The 16,094-nt window shown below is 74.0% G+C and carries 14 protein-coding genes, 1 tRNA gene and 1 other RNA gene; 7 read left to right on the top strand and 9 right to left on the bottom strand.

What is annotated here, in order from left to right:
- Positions 1-56 precede the first annotated feature (56 nt).
- The 3 genes from UQW22_RS08185 to UQW22_RS08175 all read right to left on the bottom strand — a co-directional run bounded on the left by UQW22_RS08185 (position 57) and on the right by UQW22_RS08175 (position 4,799).
- Positions 57-1,604: a serine hydrolase domain-containing protein gene (locus UQW22_RS08185; protein ID WP_407320411.1), complete on the bottom strand. Its 1,548-nt coding sequence runs from the start codon at positions 1,602-1,604 to the stop codon at positions 57-59.
- Positions 1,605-1,701: 97 nt separating this feature from the next.
- Positions 1,702-2,097, bottom strand: a complete 396-nt coding sequence (locus UQW22_RS08180) for an NUDIX hydrolase (protein WP_407320410.1) — start codon at positions 2,095-2,097, stop codon at positions 1,702-1,704.
- Positions 2,094-4,799: a DNA polymerase III subunit gamma and tau gene (locus UQW22_RS08175; RefSeq protein ID WP_407320409.1), complete on the bottom strand. Its 2,706-nt coding sequence runs from the start codon at positions 4,797-4,799 to the stop codon at positions 2,094-2,096. The genes UQW22_RS08180 and UQW22_RS08175 overlap by 4 nt, the downstream gene beginning before the upstream one ends.
- A gap of 78 nt (positions 4,800-4,877) precedes the next feature.
- Between UQW22_RS08175 and UQW22_RS08170 the strand changes: the two genes are divergently transcribed.
- The 4 genes from UQW22_RS08170 to UQW22_RS08155 all read left to right on the top strand — a co-directional run bounded on the left by UQW22_RS08170 (position 4,878) and on the right by UQW22_RS08155 (position 7,782).
- Positions 4,878-5,459 (top strand): TetR/AcrR family transcriptional regulator, encoded by a 582-nt coding sequence (locus UQW22_RS08170; protein WP_407320408.1) that lies wholly within the window; start codon positions 4,878-4,880, stop codon positions 5,457-5,459.
- Positions 5,456-6,190, top strand: a complete 735-nt coding sequence (locus UQW22_RS08165; protein WP_407320407.1) for an ABC transporter ATP-binding protein — start codon at positions 5,456-5,458, stop codon at positions 6,188-6,190. The genes UQW22_RS08170 and UQW22_RS08165 overlap by 4 nt, the downstream gene beginning before the upstream one ends.
- Entirely contained in the window at positions 6,187-7,005 is an 819-nt protein-coding gene (locus UQW22_RS08160; RefSeq protein WP_407320406.1) for a hypothetical protein, read from the top strand. The genes UQW22_RS08165 and UQW22_RS08160 overlap by 4 nt, the downstream gene beginning before the upstream one ends.
- A 63-nt stretch (positions 7,006-7,068) precedes the next feature.
- On the top strand, positions 7,069-7,782 hold the full coding sequence (locus UQW22_RS08155) for a rhamnogalacturonan acetylesterase (RefSeq protein WP_407320405.1): 714 nt from the start codon (positions 7,069-7,071) through the stop codon (positions 7,780-7,782).
- Positions 7,783-7,893: 111 nt separating this feature from the next.
- On the opposite strand, the gene UQW22_RS08150 is transcribed toward UQW22_RS08155, so the two are convergent.
- A complete protein-coding gene (locus UQW22_RS08150) occupies positions 7,894-8,769 on the bottom strand; it encodes a LysR family transcriptional regulator (RefSeq protein WP_407320404.1) in 876 nt (291 codons plus the stop codon).
- 79 nt (positions 8,770-8,848) lie between these two features.
- On the opposite strand from UQW22_RS08150, the gene UQW22_RS08145 reads away from it, so the two are divergent.
- Positions 8,849-9,877 carry an EamA family transporter gene (locus UQW22_RS08145; protein ID WP_407320403.1) on the top strand — a complete coding sequence of 343 codons (1,029 nt, stop codon included), beginning with the start codon at positions 8,849-8,851 and terminating at the stop codon, positions 9,875-9,877.
- Here UQW22_RS08145 and UQW22_RS08140 read toward each other — a convergent pair.
- The 4 genes from UQW22_RS08140 to ffs all read right to left on the bottom strand — a co-directional run bounded on the left by UQW22_RS08140 (position 9,810) and on the right by ffs (position 13,014).
- On the bottom strand, positions 9,810-10,463 hold the full coding sequence (locus UQW22_RS08140; protein ID WP_407320401.1) for a methionine ABC transporter permease: 654 nt from the start codon (positions 10,461-10,463) through the stop codon (positions 9,810-9,812). The genes UQW22_RS08145 and UQW22_RS08140 overlap by 68 nt on opposite strands.
- Positions 10,460-11,545: a methionine ABC transporter ATP-binding protein gene (locus UQW22_RS08135; protein WP_407320400.1), complete on the bottom strand. Its 1,086-nt coding sequence runs from the start codon at positions 11,543-11,545 to the stop codon at positions 10,460-10,462. Before UQW22_RS08135 ends, UQW22_RS08140 begins: the two co-directional genes overlap by 4 nt.
- Before the next feature lie 121 nt (positions 11,546-11,666).
- Positions 11,667-12,557, bottom strand: a complete 891-nt coding sequence (locus UQW22_RS08130) for a MetQ/NlpA family ABC transporter substrate-binding protein (RefSeq protein ID WP_407320399.1) — start codon at positions 12,555-12,557, stop codon at positions 11,667-11,669.
- Between the two features lie 360 nt (positions 12,558-12,917).
- An RNA gene (gene ffs / locus UQW22_RS08125) (signal recognition particle sRNA small type) lies at positions 12,918-13,014 on the bottom strand.
- A 154-nt stretch (positions 13,015-13,168) separates the two neighbouring features.
- On the opposite strand from ffs, the gene UQW22_RS08120 reads away from it, so the two are divergent.
- Positions 13,169-13,253 (top strand) — tRNA-Ser (locus UQW22_RS08120).
- Between the two features lie 102 nt (positions 13,254-13,355).
- On the opposite strand, the gene UQW22_RS08115 is transcribed toward UQW22_RS08120, so the two are convergent.
- Positions 13,356-13,967 (bottom strand): hypothetical protein, encoded by a 612-nt coding sequence (locus UQW22_RS08115; protein ID WP_407320398.1) that lies wholly within the window; start codon positions 13,965-13,967, stop codon positions 13,356-13,358.
- Between the two features lie 195 nt (positions 13,968-14,162).
- On the opposite strand from UQW22_RS08115, the gene UQW22_RS08110 reads away from it, so the two are divergent.
- Entirely contained in the window at positions 14,163-15,971 is a 1,809-nt protein-coding gene (locus UQW22_RS08110) for a glycoside hydrolase family 35 protein (RefSeq protein ID WP_407320397.1), read from the top strand.
- The last annotated feature ends 123 nt before the right edge of the window (positions 15,972-16,094 follow it).

Below are 16,094 nucleotides of genomic sequence, written 5' to 3'. Positions count from 1 at the left end.
CGGGCATGACATCTGTCAGCAGGGCGAGGGCGCCGACACCGACGGCGAGGGTGGGCTCAGCGTGCGGCGCCGATCCCGGTGGCGCGGAGCAACGTCGTCGGGCCGAACGACACGTTCTGGTCGACGGCCACCTCGACCCGGCGGCCCTCACCGTCCCCGCCGAAGGTCAGGCGCATGTCGAGGGCGAACGGCGTGCCGCGCCACAGCAGGCGGCACGTCAGCTCGTGCGGGGCCGTCCACGCGGCGCCCCCGGCGACGGGCACCTCCTCGTGGTCGACCCGGGCGCGGCCCAGCGCCCAGCGTCCGACGCCGCAGCGCACCACCTGGCGTTCGTCGCTGTCCGCGAGGGTCCAGCCGAGCTCGATCTCGTCACCCTGCCGGTCGATGCCCACGGAGTCCCACCGCAGGACGGACGGCGCGTGCTTGTCCGGCGCTCCCGGTACCGGGCCGTCCGGCGTGCCCGGGTCTTCGCCGTCGTGCACCCCGAGCGTGAACGTCGAGCCGCGCACGAAGTCCTCGAGCGCCACGTGCGACGCGCCGCGGGGCAGCGTGACGGCGTGGTCCTCGCGCACGAGGGGGCTCCCGCCGTCGGACGGCACGTCCGTGCCGGGGCCGGCGGGGTCGGCGACGGGGTCAACGGCGCCCATGACCTCGAGGACCGCCTCGAGCTCGGCGGCCGTCGCGGAGGTGCCCGACGTGAGCACCGCGACCATGTCGCGGTCCGGCGACACGACGCAGAACTGACCGAACGCTCCGTCGGCACGGTACGCACCACCGCGGCACCGCCAGAACTGGTAGCCGTACCCCTGCTCCCAGTCGGCGTTCTGGTCGGGGCCGTTGGGCACCTGGGCGCTGGTCATCTCGTCGACCCACGCGGCCGGGACGAGCTGTTCGCCGCGCCAGGCGCCGCGCTGGAGCAGGAGCTGGCCGAACACGGCGAGGTCCTCGGTGGTCAGCCGCAGGCCGTAGCCACCGACGTCGATGCCGCGCGGGCACTGCTCCCAGGTAGCCCCCGCGATGCCGAGCGGCACCAGCAGGCGCGGTTCGAGGTAGTCGAGCAGCCGGCCACCCGTGAGCCGGTGGAGGATCGCCGAGAGGAGGTGCGTGGCCCCCGTGTTGTAGACGAAGTGCGTGCCTGGTTCGTGGGTCACCGGCGCGGCGAGGATCGCCCGCGCCCAGCTCGACCCGGGCACGTGCAGGTTCGTCAGGGTGAAGTTCATCGTGTCGGTGCCGTGGCCGGACGTCATCGTGAGCAGGTCGCGGACGGTCATGGCGGCGAGGTTGTCGCCCGGGTCGGCGGGGGCGTCCTCGGGCAGCAGGTCGACCACGCGGTCGTCGGTGGCGAGCAGGCCCTCGTCGACGGCGAGACCGACGGCGGTGGCCGTGAAGGACTTGGACACCGAGAACATCGTGTGCGGCTCGTCGGGTGCGTAGGGGTGCCACCAGGCCTCGGCCACGACGGCACCGTGGCGCAGCACCATGAGGCTGTGCACGTCACGGAGCTCGTCGAGCGTCTCGACCAGCCGTGTCAGCGCGGCACGGTCCACCCCCTGGGCCTCCGGGTCGGTGCGGGGCAGGCGGGCTGATGTCGTCGTCGTCGGCACGGGGCCAGTGTGCCGCACGGCTCGCGCGAGCGTCTCTGTGCGTCCCTCATCAGCAGTCGATGAGGGACGCACAGAGACGCTCGCGGGCAGGGTGAGATCAGGAACGGGCGTGGGCGAGCAGGTCGACCGAGAGCGCCGCGACCGGGTGGGTCGTGACGGGGTCGGCGGGGTCCAGCCAGACGAGCTCGGCCAGCTCGGCCCGGGGCTCCGGCTCGAACCCGGCCGGGAGCTCGACGGTGAAGGCGTCCGCGACGACGACGTGGTCCGGCTCGTTGGCGGCGGGCGCGCTGAAGCGGCCCAGCGGCACCACGCCGGCCGGGTCGACCACGAGCCCGATCTCCTCCGCGCACTCGCGCACGAGCGCCGCCAACGGCTCCTCGCCCGGCTCCGGCTTGCCGCCGACCTGCATGAACGCGCGGGTTCCGTGCTTGCGCACCAGGAGGAACCGGCCTTCGCGCACGATGACGGCTGCCACCACGTGGACGATTCTCACGGCTGGTCCGCGACCTCCTCCACGACCGTGCCGTCCAGCACCCTGACGACGAGCGGCACCCCGACCAGCCCGGTCGAGGCGATGTCAGGGTCGTCGTCGGAGGCGTCGTCGTACCCGCCCGTCGACGGGCGCGCCCGCTGCTCGGAACGCTCCTGCGCGTGCGAGGCGGCAGCGGCCTGCTCGGCCGCCTGGCGCGGCGTTCGGGCCGGGGCCGACGGCGGCAGCGCGGTGCGCTGCGACGCGCGGGCCGGCGACTCCTCGGCACCGGTGGCCGGCGCGGACGACGCACCGTCCGGCGAGGTGGACGATCCGGCGAGCCAGGCCGCGTCCGCAGCGTCGGCCGCCGACTGCGCGGTCTCCGCGGACTGAGCGCCCGGTGCAGGCTGTGCGGCCGGTGCGACGGTGGCGTCGCGCGGATCGTCAGCACGGGCGTCGCCACCGGGAACCGCTCGGCGTCGCACCTCAGGGGAGTCTCTGTCCGGAGCCTCACCCTGGGAGCCGCCGGGCGCGGTGACGTCGGGCCACGGGTCGGCGGCGGGAGGGGCATCGGGTGGTGCAGCAACGTCAGAGCCGCCGGACCGCGCGGGAGCCGGGCTCGCCGCCGGGCCGGGCGCACCCACCGTGGCCTCGAGACGGACCTGGACACCGAGCGTCTGGAAGACGGCGTCCACCACGGCGTCGACGTGGCGCGGCTGCGCGGAGAACGTGCGGGCCATCCCTTCCGCGTCGAAGGCGATGCGCAGCACGCCACCGGACAGCGAGGCCACCTGCGCGTTGGGGCCCACCAGGGCCCGGGTGACCGGGCTGGACAGGTTCGCGACCACCTCGTCCCAGCGCCGCCGGACGAGCTCTGCCGTCACCTCGGGCGACCCCGGCGACGGTGCAGGCGCTGCGTCAGGAGCGTGGCCGGCGGCGACTGTCGGCTCGGTAGGCACGTCCGGCTCAACAGGAACGTCCGGCTCAGCAGGCTCGGTGGCCGCGGGCTCGGCAGCCACCGACTCGGCAGTTTCGTCCGACCACGGGGGCTCGCCGGTGGAGCCGGAGACCGGCGGCTGCTCGCCCGGAGCGTGGGCACGGTCGGTCGCGGCCTCGTGCGCACCCGGACCGCGCGCCCCGGCACCTTCCGGCTCGGTACGGTCCATCCCGGCAGCGCCCGCCCCGGCGCAGTCCGCCGAGGTGGTTCCGGTCGCAGGTGCGGGCTCCGGCACAGCTGCCGGCTCGGTCGCCGGTGCAAGCTCGGTCGCCGGTGCCGGTGGAGCTGCCGGCGCCGGCACGGCCGAGGCCACTGACGAGGTCGACGCCGCGGAGGCGGTCGACCCAGCGTCCTTGGCGACCGGTCGGCGGCTCTGCTGCAGCGCGGCCCGCGCGGCCGCAGCACCGGACAGGCCCGACGTCGCCGCGCCCCCGGCTCCGTCCCCGGCGGCCGGGCTGGGACCGCCGGACGCAGGTGCCGCCGTCGGCCGCTGCTCCATCGCGTCGCTGCCGGCAGGTCGTTCCGCCGCGACGACGGGCGCCCCCGACGGTGCCGCGGCGATCGCGCCGCGCTCGAGCCGGTCGATGCGCGCGGCGAGACCATCGGCGCCGTCGTCGGCCCCGGGCAGCAGGAGGCGGGCGCACAACAGCTCGAGGTGCAGGCGCGGCGAGGTGGCGCCGGTCATCTCGGTGAGCGCGGAGTTGACCAGGTCGGCGGCGCGCGAGAGCTCGGCGAGCCCGAGGTGGGAGGCCTGCTCCGCCATGCGTTCGAGCTGGTCGGCGGGAAGGCCGCGCAGCACCGCTTCGGCGGCGTCCCCGGATACCGCGATGACGACGAGGTCCCGCAGCCGCTCGAGGACGTCCTCGACGAACCGGCGCGGCTCGTGCCCCGTGGCGATGATCTGGTCGACGACCCGGAAGATCGAGGCACCGTCGCGCGCCGCGAGGGCGTCCACGACGTCGTCCAGCAGCGTGGCGTGCGTGAACCCGAGCAGTCCGACGGCGGTGTCGTACTCGACCGACCCGCCGGTCGCGCCGGCGATGAGCTGGTCCATGACGGAGAGCGAGTCACGGACGGAGCCGCCGCCGGCGCGCGTCACCAGCGGCACGACTCCCCCGCCGATCTGGACTCCCTCGGCGGTGCACAGCTCCTCGAGGTACGGCCCGAGGACGTCGGGCGGGACGAGCCGGAACGGGTAGTGGTGGGTGCGCGAGCGGATGGTGCCGATGACCTTGTCCGGCTCCGTCGTCGCGAACACGAACTTGATGTGCGGCGGCGGTTCCTCGACGATCTTCAGCAGCGCGTTGAAGCCCTGCTGGGTGACCATGTGGGCCTCGTCGAGGATGAAGATCTTGTACCGGTCGCGCGCGGGGGCGAACGTGGCTCGCTCGCGCAGGTCGCGGGCGTCGTCGACGCCGTTGTGCGAGGCCGCGTCGATCTCGACCACGTCGAGCGAGCCCGAGCCGCCGCGCGCCAGCTCCACGCACGAGAGGCACTCGCCGCACGGGGTGTCGAGCGGCTTCTCGGGGGTGTTGCGGGTGCAGTTGAGCGTGCGCGCGAGGATGCGCGCCGAGGTCGTCTTGCCGCAGCCCCGCGGGCCGGAGAACAGGTAGGCGTGGTTGACGCGCCCGCTGCGCAACGCCTGCATGAGCGGCGCGGTGACGTGCTCCTGGCCGATCACCTCGGCGAAGGTCTCGGGCCGGTAGCGGCGGTACAGAGCGGTGGTCACGCACGCCACGATAGACGCCGCGGCTGACAGGGACACGTCTCGGCCGGACGGTGGCCGCTCCAGATGTTAGTGAGTAACATGGTCACCGTGACCCCTCCGAGCCCGCGGGCGCTGCGCACCCGGGCACGCATCCTCGACGCCGCGCTCGACCTCTTCGAGCGACAGGGCTACGACGCGACCACCGTGGCCGAGATCGCCGCGCGGGCGCAGATCACCTCGATGACCTTCTTCCGGCACTTCCCCACCAAGGCCGCCGTGCTCGTCTCCGACCCCTACGACCCGCTCATCGCCCGGTCCGTCGCCGCCCAGCCCCGTGACCTGGCACCCGTCGAGCGCGTCCGTCGCGGCCTGCTCGCGGCGCTCGGCACCATCGAGCCCGTCGAGGACGCCACGGCCGCGCGCCGCGTCCGGCTGGTCGCCGCGCACCCGTCGCTGCGCTCCGCCGTCGTCGCCGCCACGGCGGACACGGAGCGGGCGATCGTCGAGGCGCTGGTGGCCGACGGCGCCGACCCCTTCGACGCCGGCGTCGCGGCGGCCGCCTGCCTCGGCGCGTGCAACGCCGCTCTGCTCATGCTGCCGGACCCGCACGGCCGGTCCGACGAGCTCCACCTCGGCGCGGCCGTCACCCGGGCGCTGGACCTTCTCGGGAGGACCTCATGACCTCGCTGACCCTGCACGACCTGCGCCACCGGTTCGGCGACCGGCCGGCGCTCGACGGGCTCTCCCTGGAGGTGGCACCCGGCGAGATCGTGGCGATGGTGGGCCTCAACGGCGCCGGCAAGACGACGGCGCTGCGCGTCCTGACGGGCCGACTCCGCCCGGAGCAGGGCACCGCCCGCGTGCTCGGCGCGGACCCTGCCGTGCTGGGCACGGCGGCGGCCTGCCGGTTCGGCCACGTCGTCGGCACCGCGCTCGTCTCACCCGACCTCGCCGTCACGGAGAACGTCCGCACCGCCGCGCTGCTGCAGGGCGTGGCCCGGGCCGACGTCCCGGCCGCGAGCGCCGCCGTCGTCCATCGCCTGGACCTCAGCGCATGGGCCGACGCCCGGGCCCGCACGCTGTCCGCCGGCAACGCCCAGCGCCTCGGGATCGCCTGCGCGGTGGTGCACGGCCCGTCGGCGCTGGTGCTCGACGAACCCACCTCCGCCCTGGACCCGCGCGGCGTCGTGCTCGTGCGCGAGCTGGTCCGCTCCCTGGCCGACGAGGGTGCGGCCGTGCTGGTCTCGAGCCACCACCTGGACGAGGTGGCACGGGTGGCCGACCGGGTCGTCGTCGTGCACGGCGGGCGGGACGTGGGCGAGCTCGCGCCGGGGCCGGAGATGGAGCAACGGTTCTTCGCGCGGGTGCTCGCGGCGGACGCCGGGACGGCCACGCCCGGAGCGGCGGCATGACCGCGCTCGGCACGGCGAGGCTCGGCACGACGGGGCTCGGCACGGCGCTGCGGGTGGAGACGCTCGCCTGGCGCCGCTCGGCGGTGCAGCGGATCACGACACCGCTGCTGGTGCTGCTCGTCCCGCTCGCCGCGGTCGGCCTGGTGGCGTTGGCCAGGTCGGGCGCGGTCGTGGGGGCGGGCGCGGCCAAGCTCGCCGACTACGCGGACGGTCCGCTGTCCGCGACCCACCTGGCCGTGGCCGGGCAGGTGCTGTCGGTCGGGCTCCTCATGGCGGGCGGCTTCGCGTACGCGGCGGCGTTCGGCCAGCCGCTCTCCGACGGACGCGCGGGGGCGATGTTCGGGCTCGCGACACCGCGGTCGACGATCGCGCTGGCGCGGTGCCTCGTGGTGCTCGGCTGGGCGGCGGCGTGCGTGGTCCTCGCGGTCGGGCTGACGGCCGCAGCGTCGACGGCGGCTGCGGCCCTGAGCGGCGAACCGTTCACGGCCGCGGCCTGGGCGTCGGCCGGGAGGGCCCTGCTGGCCGGGCTGCTCGCCGCCTGCCTGGCGCCGCCCTTCGCCGCGGTGGCGACGGCGACCCGCAGCCCGCTGGGGACCGTCGGGGCGCTGATCGGGATCGTCGCGGCGACGCAGATGATCGTCCTCGTCGGTGGCGGGGCCTGGTTCCCCTACGCCGTGCCGTCGCTGTGGACGGGGACGGGGGGCCCGGAGGCCGCGGCGTCGGTCACCCCGGTGGCGCTCTGGCTGACCGCGGCCGTCGCACCGGTGGCGGTCGCCGTCGTCGTGCGTCAGTGGCGGCGCCTCACCGACGTGTGAGCGTTGACGCGGCAGCCGGCTCGCCCTACTGTTCAATCGATTCAATCACCCACCGGAGGACCGATGACGATCCACCTCGCGGGCGACTCCACCGTCGCCCCCACCGACCACGGCACCACCTCGGGCCACCCGGAGATCCCGCTGCTGGGCTGGGGGGACGAGCTCGCCCCGCTGGTCGACGACGCCGTGCACAACGCCGCGATCGGCGGTGCCACCACGAGGTCGTTCCGCGAGGAGGGCCACTGGGACCGTGTGACGGAGGCGGTGCGGCCCGGGGACACCGTCATCATCCAGTTCGGCCACAACGACCAGAAGGACCCCGAGGGCCTGGCCGCCGAGGGCGGGTACCGCCGTCGGCTCACCGAGTTCGTCACCGAGGTGCGCGACGCCGGAGCCCGGCCCGTCCTGGCCACCAGCGTCGAGCGCCGCTGGTTCGCCGCCGACCGGTCGCTGCGCTGGTCGCACGGGCCCTACCCCGCGACCGTGCGCGCCCTGGCGAAGGAGCTCGACGTGCCGGTCGTCGACCTGACCGTGTTCACGCGCTGGCTGTACACGTGGCTCGGCGAGACGGCGTCGGCCGCGCTGTTCCCGCACGGCGCCGCCGCGGCGGCCGGCCTGTCCGTGGGCGACGCCCTGGCCCAGGACAACACGCACTTCACCACCGCCGGAGCCCGCTACGTGGCGCGGTACGTCGCCGAGGCGCTCGTCTCGATCGACGGTGTGCACGACGGCACCGAGCCGATGGGTGCGGCGATCATGGCGGCCCAGCAGGGCTGACCGACGTCGCGGACGGTCATGTATCAGCGCCTCATGCGTGACTCTCCGCGACGGCAGCTCCGTGCGACGTCGTCGAACATCGCCCGTCACCGCCGCATGCCTGACTCCCCGCTACGGCGACGCGTCGGCCACCAGGTCGAGGAACGCCAGAGCGGCCGGGCGAGGGTTGAGGTCGCTCCACGCGAGGTACTGGACCCGCGCCGGGCCGCGCGTCACGGGCAGCGCGGCCACGCCGTCGGCGGCGGCGACCACCCCCTCGGGCAGCATGGCGACCGCGAGCCCCTCGCGGACGAGGCCGAGCAGCACCTCGCTCGTCGGCGCCTCGAAGGCGACCTCACGGCGCAGCCCGGCCGCGGCGAACGCGCGGTCGCTCTGCGCCCTGCCGGGCGAGCCGGCAGGGAAGTCCCCGAAGGTCTCGTCCGCCAGGACCGCGAGGTCGATGCGCGCCCGCCCGCGGAGCGGATGGTCCGGGCCGACGGCGGCCACCAAGCGTTCCCGGAGCAGCTCCCGGGAGCGCACGCCTGACGGCGGCGGACCCTCCGGCAGACCCAGCAGCGCGACGTCGGACTCCCCGGCCCGGACGGCGGCGACGAGCGCGTCGCTGGCGTCGACGCGCAGGGACACCGTCACCTGCGGGTGGGCCGACCGGAACCGTCGCAGGGCGGCCGGCACGTCGAGAGCGGTCACCGTGGGGATGATCCCCAGCCGCAGCGCCCCACGCACCCGGCCGGCCGCGGCGGCCGCCTCGACGCCGGCGCGCTCGGCGGCGTCCAGCGCGACCCGCGCGGAGGCCAGGAACGACTCCCCCGCCGCCGTGATCTCGACCCGCCGGCTGGTGCGGGCGAACAGCCGGACGCCGAGCTCGCGCTCGAGCGCGGCGACCTGGTGGCTCAGGGCCGACTGCACGACGAAGCACCGTTCGGCCGCCCGGGTGAAGCTCCCCGTCTCCGCGACGGCGACCACGTAGCGCATCTGCTGCAGCTCCATCCATCTATCGTGTTCCACGATAGATGCGGTGACAAGCATGTGTTGGACTCATGACGGCGTCCGGGAGCACCGTGGGCGCATGGCCACCACCGCCCCGCCGCCGGGCACGACGACGTCACCGACGCCCGTTCCGCACGCCCCTGGCACGCCACTGTTCCGCACCACGGCCCTGACCGCGCTCACCCCGGTCGTCTGGGGCACCACCTACCTCGTCACCACGGAGCTGCTGCCGCCGGACCACCCGGTGTTCGCCGCGGCCGCTCGTGCCCTGCCCGCCGGGCTGCTCGCCCTCGCTCTCACACGAACACTCCCCCGCGGGTCCTGGTGGTGGCGCGCGGCCGTCCTCGGGGTGCTCAACATCGGGGCGTTCTTCCCGCTGCTCTTCGTCGCCGCGGAGCGCCTGCCCGGAGGTGTCGCGGCGACGATGGGCGCCGCGACACCGCTCGTCGCCACCGTTCTCGCCGTCGTCGTCCTGGGCGAGCGGTGGTCGCGGTGGCGGCTCCTCTGGGGAGCCGGCGGGGTGCTGGGCGTCGGGTTCGTCGTCCTGGGCCCCGACGCCGCTCTCGACCCGGTCGGCGTCGTGGCCGGCCTGGGTGGCGCGGCCGTCATGGCGCTCGGCGTCACGCTGACCAAGAAGTGGGGGCCGCCGCCCGGTGTCGGCCCGATGGCGTTCGCCGGCTGGCTGCTCACCGCGGGCGGTCTGGCACTGCTGCCGCTGGCGCTGGTCGAGGGCGTCCCGACACAGGTGGACGCCCCGGCGCTGGGCGGCTACCTCTGGCTCGGGATCGTCGGCGGGCTCGTCGCCTACGCCCTCTGGTTCTCGGGCATCCGCCGGCTGTCCGTGCCCGCCGTGGCGTTCCTGGGCCTGCTGTCGCCGCTGACGGCGGCGGTCCTGGGGGCCGTGGTGCTCGGCGAGTCGCTGGACCCGCTGCAGCTCGTGGGGTTCGGCCTGGCACTGCTGGCTCTGGTTGCGGGTCAGGTGGTCCCGCACCGGCGACGGGTCGGGGTCGCTCGCCCGCGTCCGGTCGAGGACTCGGCGGTCAGCGCCGCAGAGCCTTCCGGGCCAGCGAGTTCCCCAGCCACTGCACGAGCTGGACGATCACGATGATGATCACCACGACGATCGCGGTCACGGCCCAGTCGTACTGCCGGTAGCCATGGACGATCGCGAAGTCGCCCAGCCCGCCGCCGCCGAGGTAGCCGGCGATCGCCGACATGTCGAGCACACCGACGAACAGGAACGTGTAGCCGAGAATCAGGGGCGACAGCGCCTCGGGCACGACGACGGTCCGCACGATCCGCAGCGGCGAGGCGCCCATCGCCCGGGCCGCCTCGATCACTCCCGGGTCGATCGAGACGAGGTTCTGCTCCACGAGCCGGGCGAACACGAACGCCGCCATGATGCACATCGCGAACGTGAACGCCTCGATGCCGATCGTGGTCCCGACCACCGCCCGCGTCAGCGGGCCGATGGCGACCAGGAAGATGAGGAACGGCACGGGTCGCACGATGTTGACGGCCACGTTGAGCACGGCGAACAGCGGACGGTTCGCCAGCAGGTTGCCGGGGCGCGTCAGGTACAGGCCGAGGCCGAGCAGCAGCCCGAAGAACCCGCCGACGGCCAGGGTGATCAGCACCATGAACAGGGTCTGGCCGAACGCGTCCCACAGCAGGGGCACCAGGTCGGGTCTCATCGGTCGTTCCCTTCGTGAGCGGGCGCGGCCGCCGTGCCGTGGTCGACGACGGCGGTCACCGCGCGCAGGCCCTCGAGCGCGGCGTGCACCGCAGCATCGGACCCGACCAGCTCGAGGGTGAGCGAGCCGTAGGGGCGCTCGGCCACCTCGGTGATCCCGCCGTAGACGATCGTGCCGGCGACCCCGTGCTCCGCCAGCACGCTCATCACGTGGGCCGACGAGCCCGCGACCTCGTCGATCCGCACGGTGACGACGCGACCGGCGTGCCGCTGCCGCAACCGCTCCAGCACCGCCGTCGACGGCACGTCTCGCAGGGCGGAGCCCACGAACCGTCGGGTGACCGCCTGCTGGGGCGCGCTGAAGACCTGGTAGGCGTCGCCGAGCTCGACCACGCGTCCGCGCTCCATGACCGCGACGCGGTGGCAGACGGACCGGACGACCTCCATCTCGTGGGTGATGACCACCACGGTGATGCCGAGCTCGCGGTTGACCCGCTGCAGCAGGGCGAGCACGTCCGCCGTGGTCTCGGGATCGAGCGCACTCGTCGCCTCGTCGGCCAGCAGGATCTTGGGGTTCGTGGCGAGCGCCCGGGCGATGCCGACGCGCTGCTTCTGCCCGCCCGACAGAGCCGACGGGTACGCACCGGCCTTGTCCGCGATGCCGACGAACTCGAGCAGCTCGGCGACGCGGGCGTCCCGGTCGGCACGCGACCACCCGGCGACCTCCAGCGGGTAGGCGACGTTCCCGGACACGGTGCGGGCCCGCAGCAGGTTGAACTGCTGGAAGATCATGCCGATCCCGGCCCGCACCGGCCGCAGGCGCGCCTCGCTCAACCCGGTGAGGTCGGTGCCGTCGACGACGACGGAGCCCGCCGCCGTCGTCTCCAACGCGTTGACGAGCCGCACGAGCGTGGACTTGCCGGCGCCGGAGTAGCCGATGACCCCGAAGATCTCGCCGGCGGCGATGTCGAGCGTGACGCCGTCGACGGCGCGGACGGGCTCGCTCCGGCGGCGGCCACGAGCCCCCCGCGCGGCGGGGAACTCCTTGACCACGTCACGGAAGCTGATGACGGGCTCGCTCACGACAGTCCTTTCGGCGAGATAGCGCAGGTCAGCGCGAGATAGCGCAGGTCAGCGCGAGGTAGCGCAGGTCAGCGCGAGGTAGCGCTACCTCGGCACGGGGTGCGCTACCTCGCGCATCCGGTCACTGCGCGGCGAGGTTGGTCTCGATCTCGTCGAGGATGGCCTGCAGGTCCGCGGCGTCGTTGTCCTTGATGACGCCGGTGCCGCCGGACGCCTCGACGACGCCCTGCTCGATCTCCTCGGTGTGGAAGATGTCGACGAGCTTGTTCAGCGTCTCGTCGTCGGCGTCCTCGGCGCGGGAGACCCAGACGTTGATGTACGGCTCGGCGGCCGTGGCGTCCGGGTCGTCGGAGTAGAGGGCGTCGTCCGCGGTGAGGCCGGCGTCGCCGACGAAGTCGTTGTTGACGATCGAGGCGTCGACGTCCTGCAGCGCCAGCGCCGTCTGCGCGGCGTCCACCGGGGTGACGGACACGCGGGACTCGTCGGCGAGGACGTCGGCCGGGGTCGAGAACGAGTTGCCGCCGTCGCGCAGGGCGACGAGCCCGGCCTCCTGCAGCACCAGCAGCGCGCGGGCCTGGTTGGTGTCGTCGTTGGGGATGGCGACCTCGCCGCCGTCCGGGATCTCTTCGAGGCTCGCGTGGGTCGTGGAGTACAGGCCCAGCGGGTAGACGGCGGTCGCCCCGATGGGGGTGAGGTCGTCGCCCCGTGCCACGTTGTAGCCCGCGAGGAACTGGACGTGCTGGAACTGGTTGAGGTCGAGGTCACCGTCGCTGAGCCCCTGGTTGGGGAGCTGGTAGTCGGAGAAGTTCACGATCTCGACCGTGATGCCCGCGGCGTCGACGGCGTCGACGAACGTGTCCCAGTAGGCCTCGCCGGACGAGACGACGCCGATGCGGATCGGGTCCTCGGCGGTGCCCTCGGCGACGGCGGCCTCGGCACCCCCGGAGCAGGCGGCGAGAGCGAGGACGGAGGCGGCGGCGCCGGCGGAGAGCAGGGTGGAGCGCACAGACATGGGTGGGTCCTTCCACGGGCACGACGGCAGGGGGCGCCGTCGGCGGTTCATGAACAGAGGAGAAGCAGGCAGGCCGCGGCCATCAGCGCGCGGCGGGCGCAAGGAGAGAGGGTGCCGTCAGGGATGTCCGACGGCGGTGCGGAGCGCTGTCAGCGCACGCACATTCGGGTGCTCCGCATCGCGGCACGGCACATCCGGTCGCGCAGCGTGGTGCGCGCGGTGCGGGGTGCGGTGACGTCGAAGCGGTGCATGGCCCCACTTGAACACCGCGAGGGCTACTTCTCCAACTCGAACTGCCCAGAATCCCGCGATGTGGGCGCCAACCGTCTCGCCATGTAAGAACCTGCTGGCCAGCGGGACACAAAGGACCCCTCGCGCACCCACCAGAGCTCACTTACCCTTGCTGCCTTCCGGCCCTGGGGGAGTTCGGCGAGGTGATGCCGCACGAGGGGTCTGCCCTCAGCCTAACGGTACGAGGCCCCGGATCCGAAACCGGATCCGGGGCCTCGTACCGACCGAGACGAGGGTCACCCCGACGCGATTCGGAGAAGACCGCACACGTCGGCTATTCTGCTGGGGTTGCCTGCGCCGCGTGCGGAGGCGGCACCAGAGGAGGATTCGCCTAGCGGCCTATGGCGCACGCTTGGAAAGCGTGTTGGGTTCACGCCCTCGGGGGTTCGAATCCCCCATCCTCCGCAGCGAGCCCGCCTCCCGCACCACGTGCAGGAGGCGGGCTCTTTCGCGTCATGGACGCTCGGCGGCCGTGGACCTCGGCGCTGCCGGCGCCTCACGAGCCGGTCACTCCGTGACGACGAGCACCTCGTCCTGCGCCCCCGCGGCACACTCGTCGGGAAGCCCGTCCACCGCGTCCACCGGCACCGGCACGGCGGTGACGTCGAAGTCCTCGCCCACGCGGACGGTGCCCAGCCCGGACGTGGTCACGGACGGGCGGGCGTCATGCAGCACGAGCTCCGCCCCGTCGGCGAAGACGAGCACCTGCGGCGGTGCGTCGTCCTCCATCGCCAGGCAGCCCCCGGGCCCGGCGATGAGCATCCCCGAGTAGTCCTGTGCCTCACCGTCCGGCCCGTCCGCCGTCAGCAGCCCGAAGGGCCCCTCCCCCTCGACCTCGACGGCCAGGGAGCCGGAGGCGGGGCTCTCGTCGGCACCCTCGGTGTCGTCGTCGCCAGCACCCTCGTCGGGGTCCTCACCGGCGCCGTCGGTGACCTCGGGCGTCGAGTCCTCGGCGCCCTCGGCGGACGGGCTGCCGCCGTCGGGCTCCACCGTGGCCGCGGCGTCCGGGGAGGCGGTGCCGCCCGGGTCCGGCGCCGGGTCGTCGTCGGAGCAGCCGGTGAGCACCGCACCCGCCAGCAGTCCGACGATCAGCAGGTTGCGCACCCGAGGTCGCGCCATGTTCCGTCCCTCCAGCCCCCGAGGGGTTCGTTGCCGACGGGGCCGCGCGACGGGCGCGCCGAGCGACATGGCCGTCGATGTCGACGGCCAGGCTAGCCATCGACGGATGCGCCGGCAACGACCCCTCGGAAGCGCCCCTGGCCAGGCGACTCCTTCCCGTTCCGACATCACCCGGCACCATGCTTAAATCGATTCATGCCTCGCTTTGAGATCGGTGACCAGGACTTCCTCCTCGACGACCGACCCCACCAGATCGTCAGCGGCGCCCTGCACTACTTCCGCGTCCACCCGGACCAGTGGGCCGACCGCCTCCGCAAGGCGCGGCTCATGGGCCTGAACGCGATCGAGACGTACATCGCCTGGAACGTCCACTCCCCCGACCGCGGCGAGTTCCGCACCGACGGCCCCCGCGATCTCGGCCGGTTCCTCGATCTCGTCGCCGCCGAGGGCATGCACGCCATCGTGCGCCCCGGCCCCTACATCTGCGCCGAGTGGACGGGCGGCGGGCTGCCGGGCCGGCTGTTCACCGACCCGACGGTGGGCGTGCGGCGCGCCGAGCCGCAGTTCCTCGCGGCGATCGAGGAGTACTACGCGGCCGTGGCCGGGGTCGTGGCGCCCCGACAGGTCACGGCCGGCGGCCCCGTGCTGATGGTGCAGGTCGAGAACGAGTACGGCGCCTACGGTGCCGGCCCGTTGGACGAGCGACAGCACTACCTGCGCACCCTCGCCGCGATGCTGCGCCGTCACGGCATCGACGTCCCGCTCTTCACGAGCGACCAGGCCAACGACGAGCACCTCACCCGCGGCAGCCTGCCCGAGCTGCTCACGACGGCGAACTTCGGCTCCCGCACGGCCGAACGGCTCGCGACGCTGCGCCGCCACCAGCCCTCGGGCCCGCTGATGTGCATGGAGTTCTGGGACGGCTGGTTCGACTCGTGGGGTCTGCACCACCACGTCACCGCCCCGGAGGCCAACGCCGGCGACCTCGACGCTCTCCTCGCCGCCGGCGCGTCCGTCAACCTCTACATGTTCCACGGGGGCACGAACTTCGGGTTCACGTCCGGCGCGAACGACAAGGGCACCTACCGCGCGATCACCACCTCGTACGACTACGACGCCCCGCTGGCCGAGCACGGCGCGCCGACGGTGACGTTCCACGCGCTGCGCGAGGTGATCTCCCGCTACCGGGCGGTCCCCGAGGAGCTGCCCGCGCCGCCCGGGCCGACCCCCGAGCTCACCGTCCCGCTCGACCGCCGGGTCCCGCTGGACGAGGTCGCCGACGACCTGGGCGAGACGCACCGCGGCCACCACCCGCCCACGCACGACGACGTCGCCGCGTGGGAGGGGTTCGTCCGATACCGGGCTCGCATCGCGGCCGACGACGCCGTCCTCGTGGTCGAGGACGTCCGGGACCGTGGGCTCGTCACGCTCGACGGCGAGCCGGTCGCCCTGCTGGACCGCACGACGCACACCACCGCCGTCGCCCTGCCCGCTCGTACCGGCCGCCTCGAGGTGCTCGTCGAGGACCAGGGTCGCGTCAACTACGGCCCACGCATCGGCGAGCCCAAGGGCATCATCGGCCCCGTACGGACCGCGACGCGCGAGCTCACCGGCTGGGAGGTCACGCCGCTGCGGTTCGCCGACGACGACGGGACGCTGCGCGAGGAGGTCACGTCCGCGCTGCGTGCCGCCTCGCCCCGCCCGATGCCGCCGTCGGCCCCGGACGCGCCGCTGGCCGGGCCGGTGCTGGCGCACGGGACGTTCGCGAGCGTCGAGGGCGCCGACCACTTCCTCGCGCTGGACGGCTGGACCAAGGGCGTGGTGTGGGTCAACAGCTTCTGCCTCGGCCGCTACTGGAGCGCCGGGCCGACGGGCACCCTGTACGTGCCCGGGCCCCTGGTGCGAGCCACCGGCAACGAGATCGTGGTGCTCGAGCTGCACGGTGCGCGCGGCGGCACCGTGCAGCTCGTCGCCGGCCCTCGGCTCGGCCCCGTCGAGGAGTGAGCACACGACGAGCGGGCCGCCGTCGCGGTCTCGGCACCACCACATCGTGTGATGCCGGTCACGTCACAGGCCGGTCGCCGGGGTGAACGTTGCGAAGCGGTGTGTACACCGTGTCGAGAACGA

This window comes from Isoptericola halotolerans (assembly GCF_045689585.1).
In the GTDB taxonomy this organism is placed as follows: Bacteria; Actinomycetota; Actinomycetes; order Actinomycetales; family Cellulomonadaceae; genus Isoptericola; species Isoptericola halotolerans_B.
The sequence above is the reverse complement of the archived record's forward strand: the minus strand, read 5'-3'. Positions and strand labels throughout refer to the sequence as shown.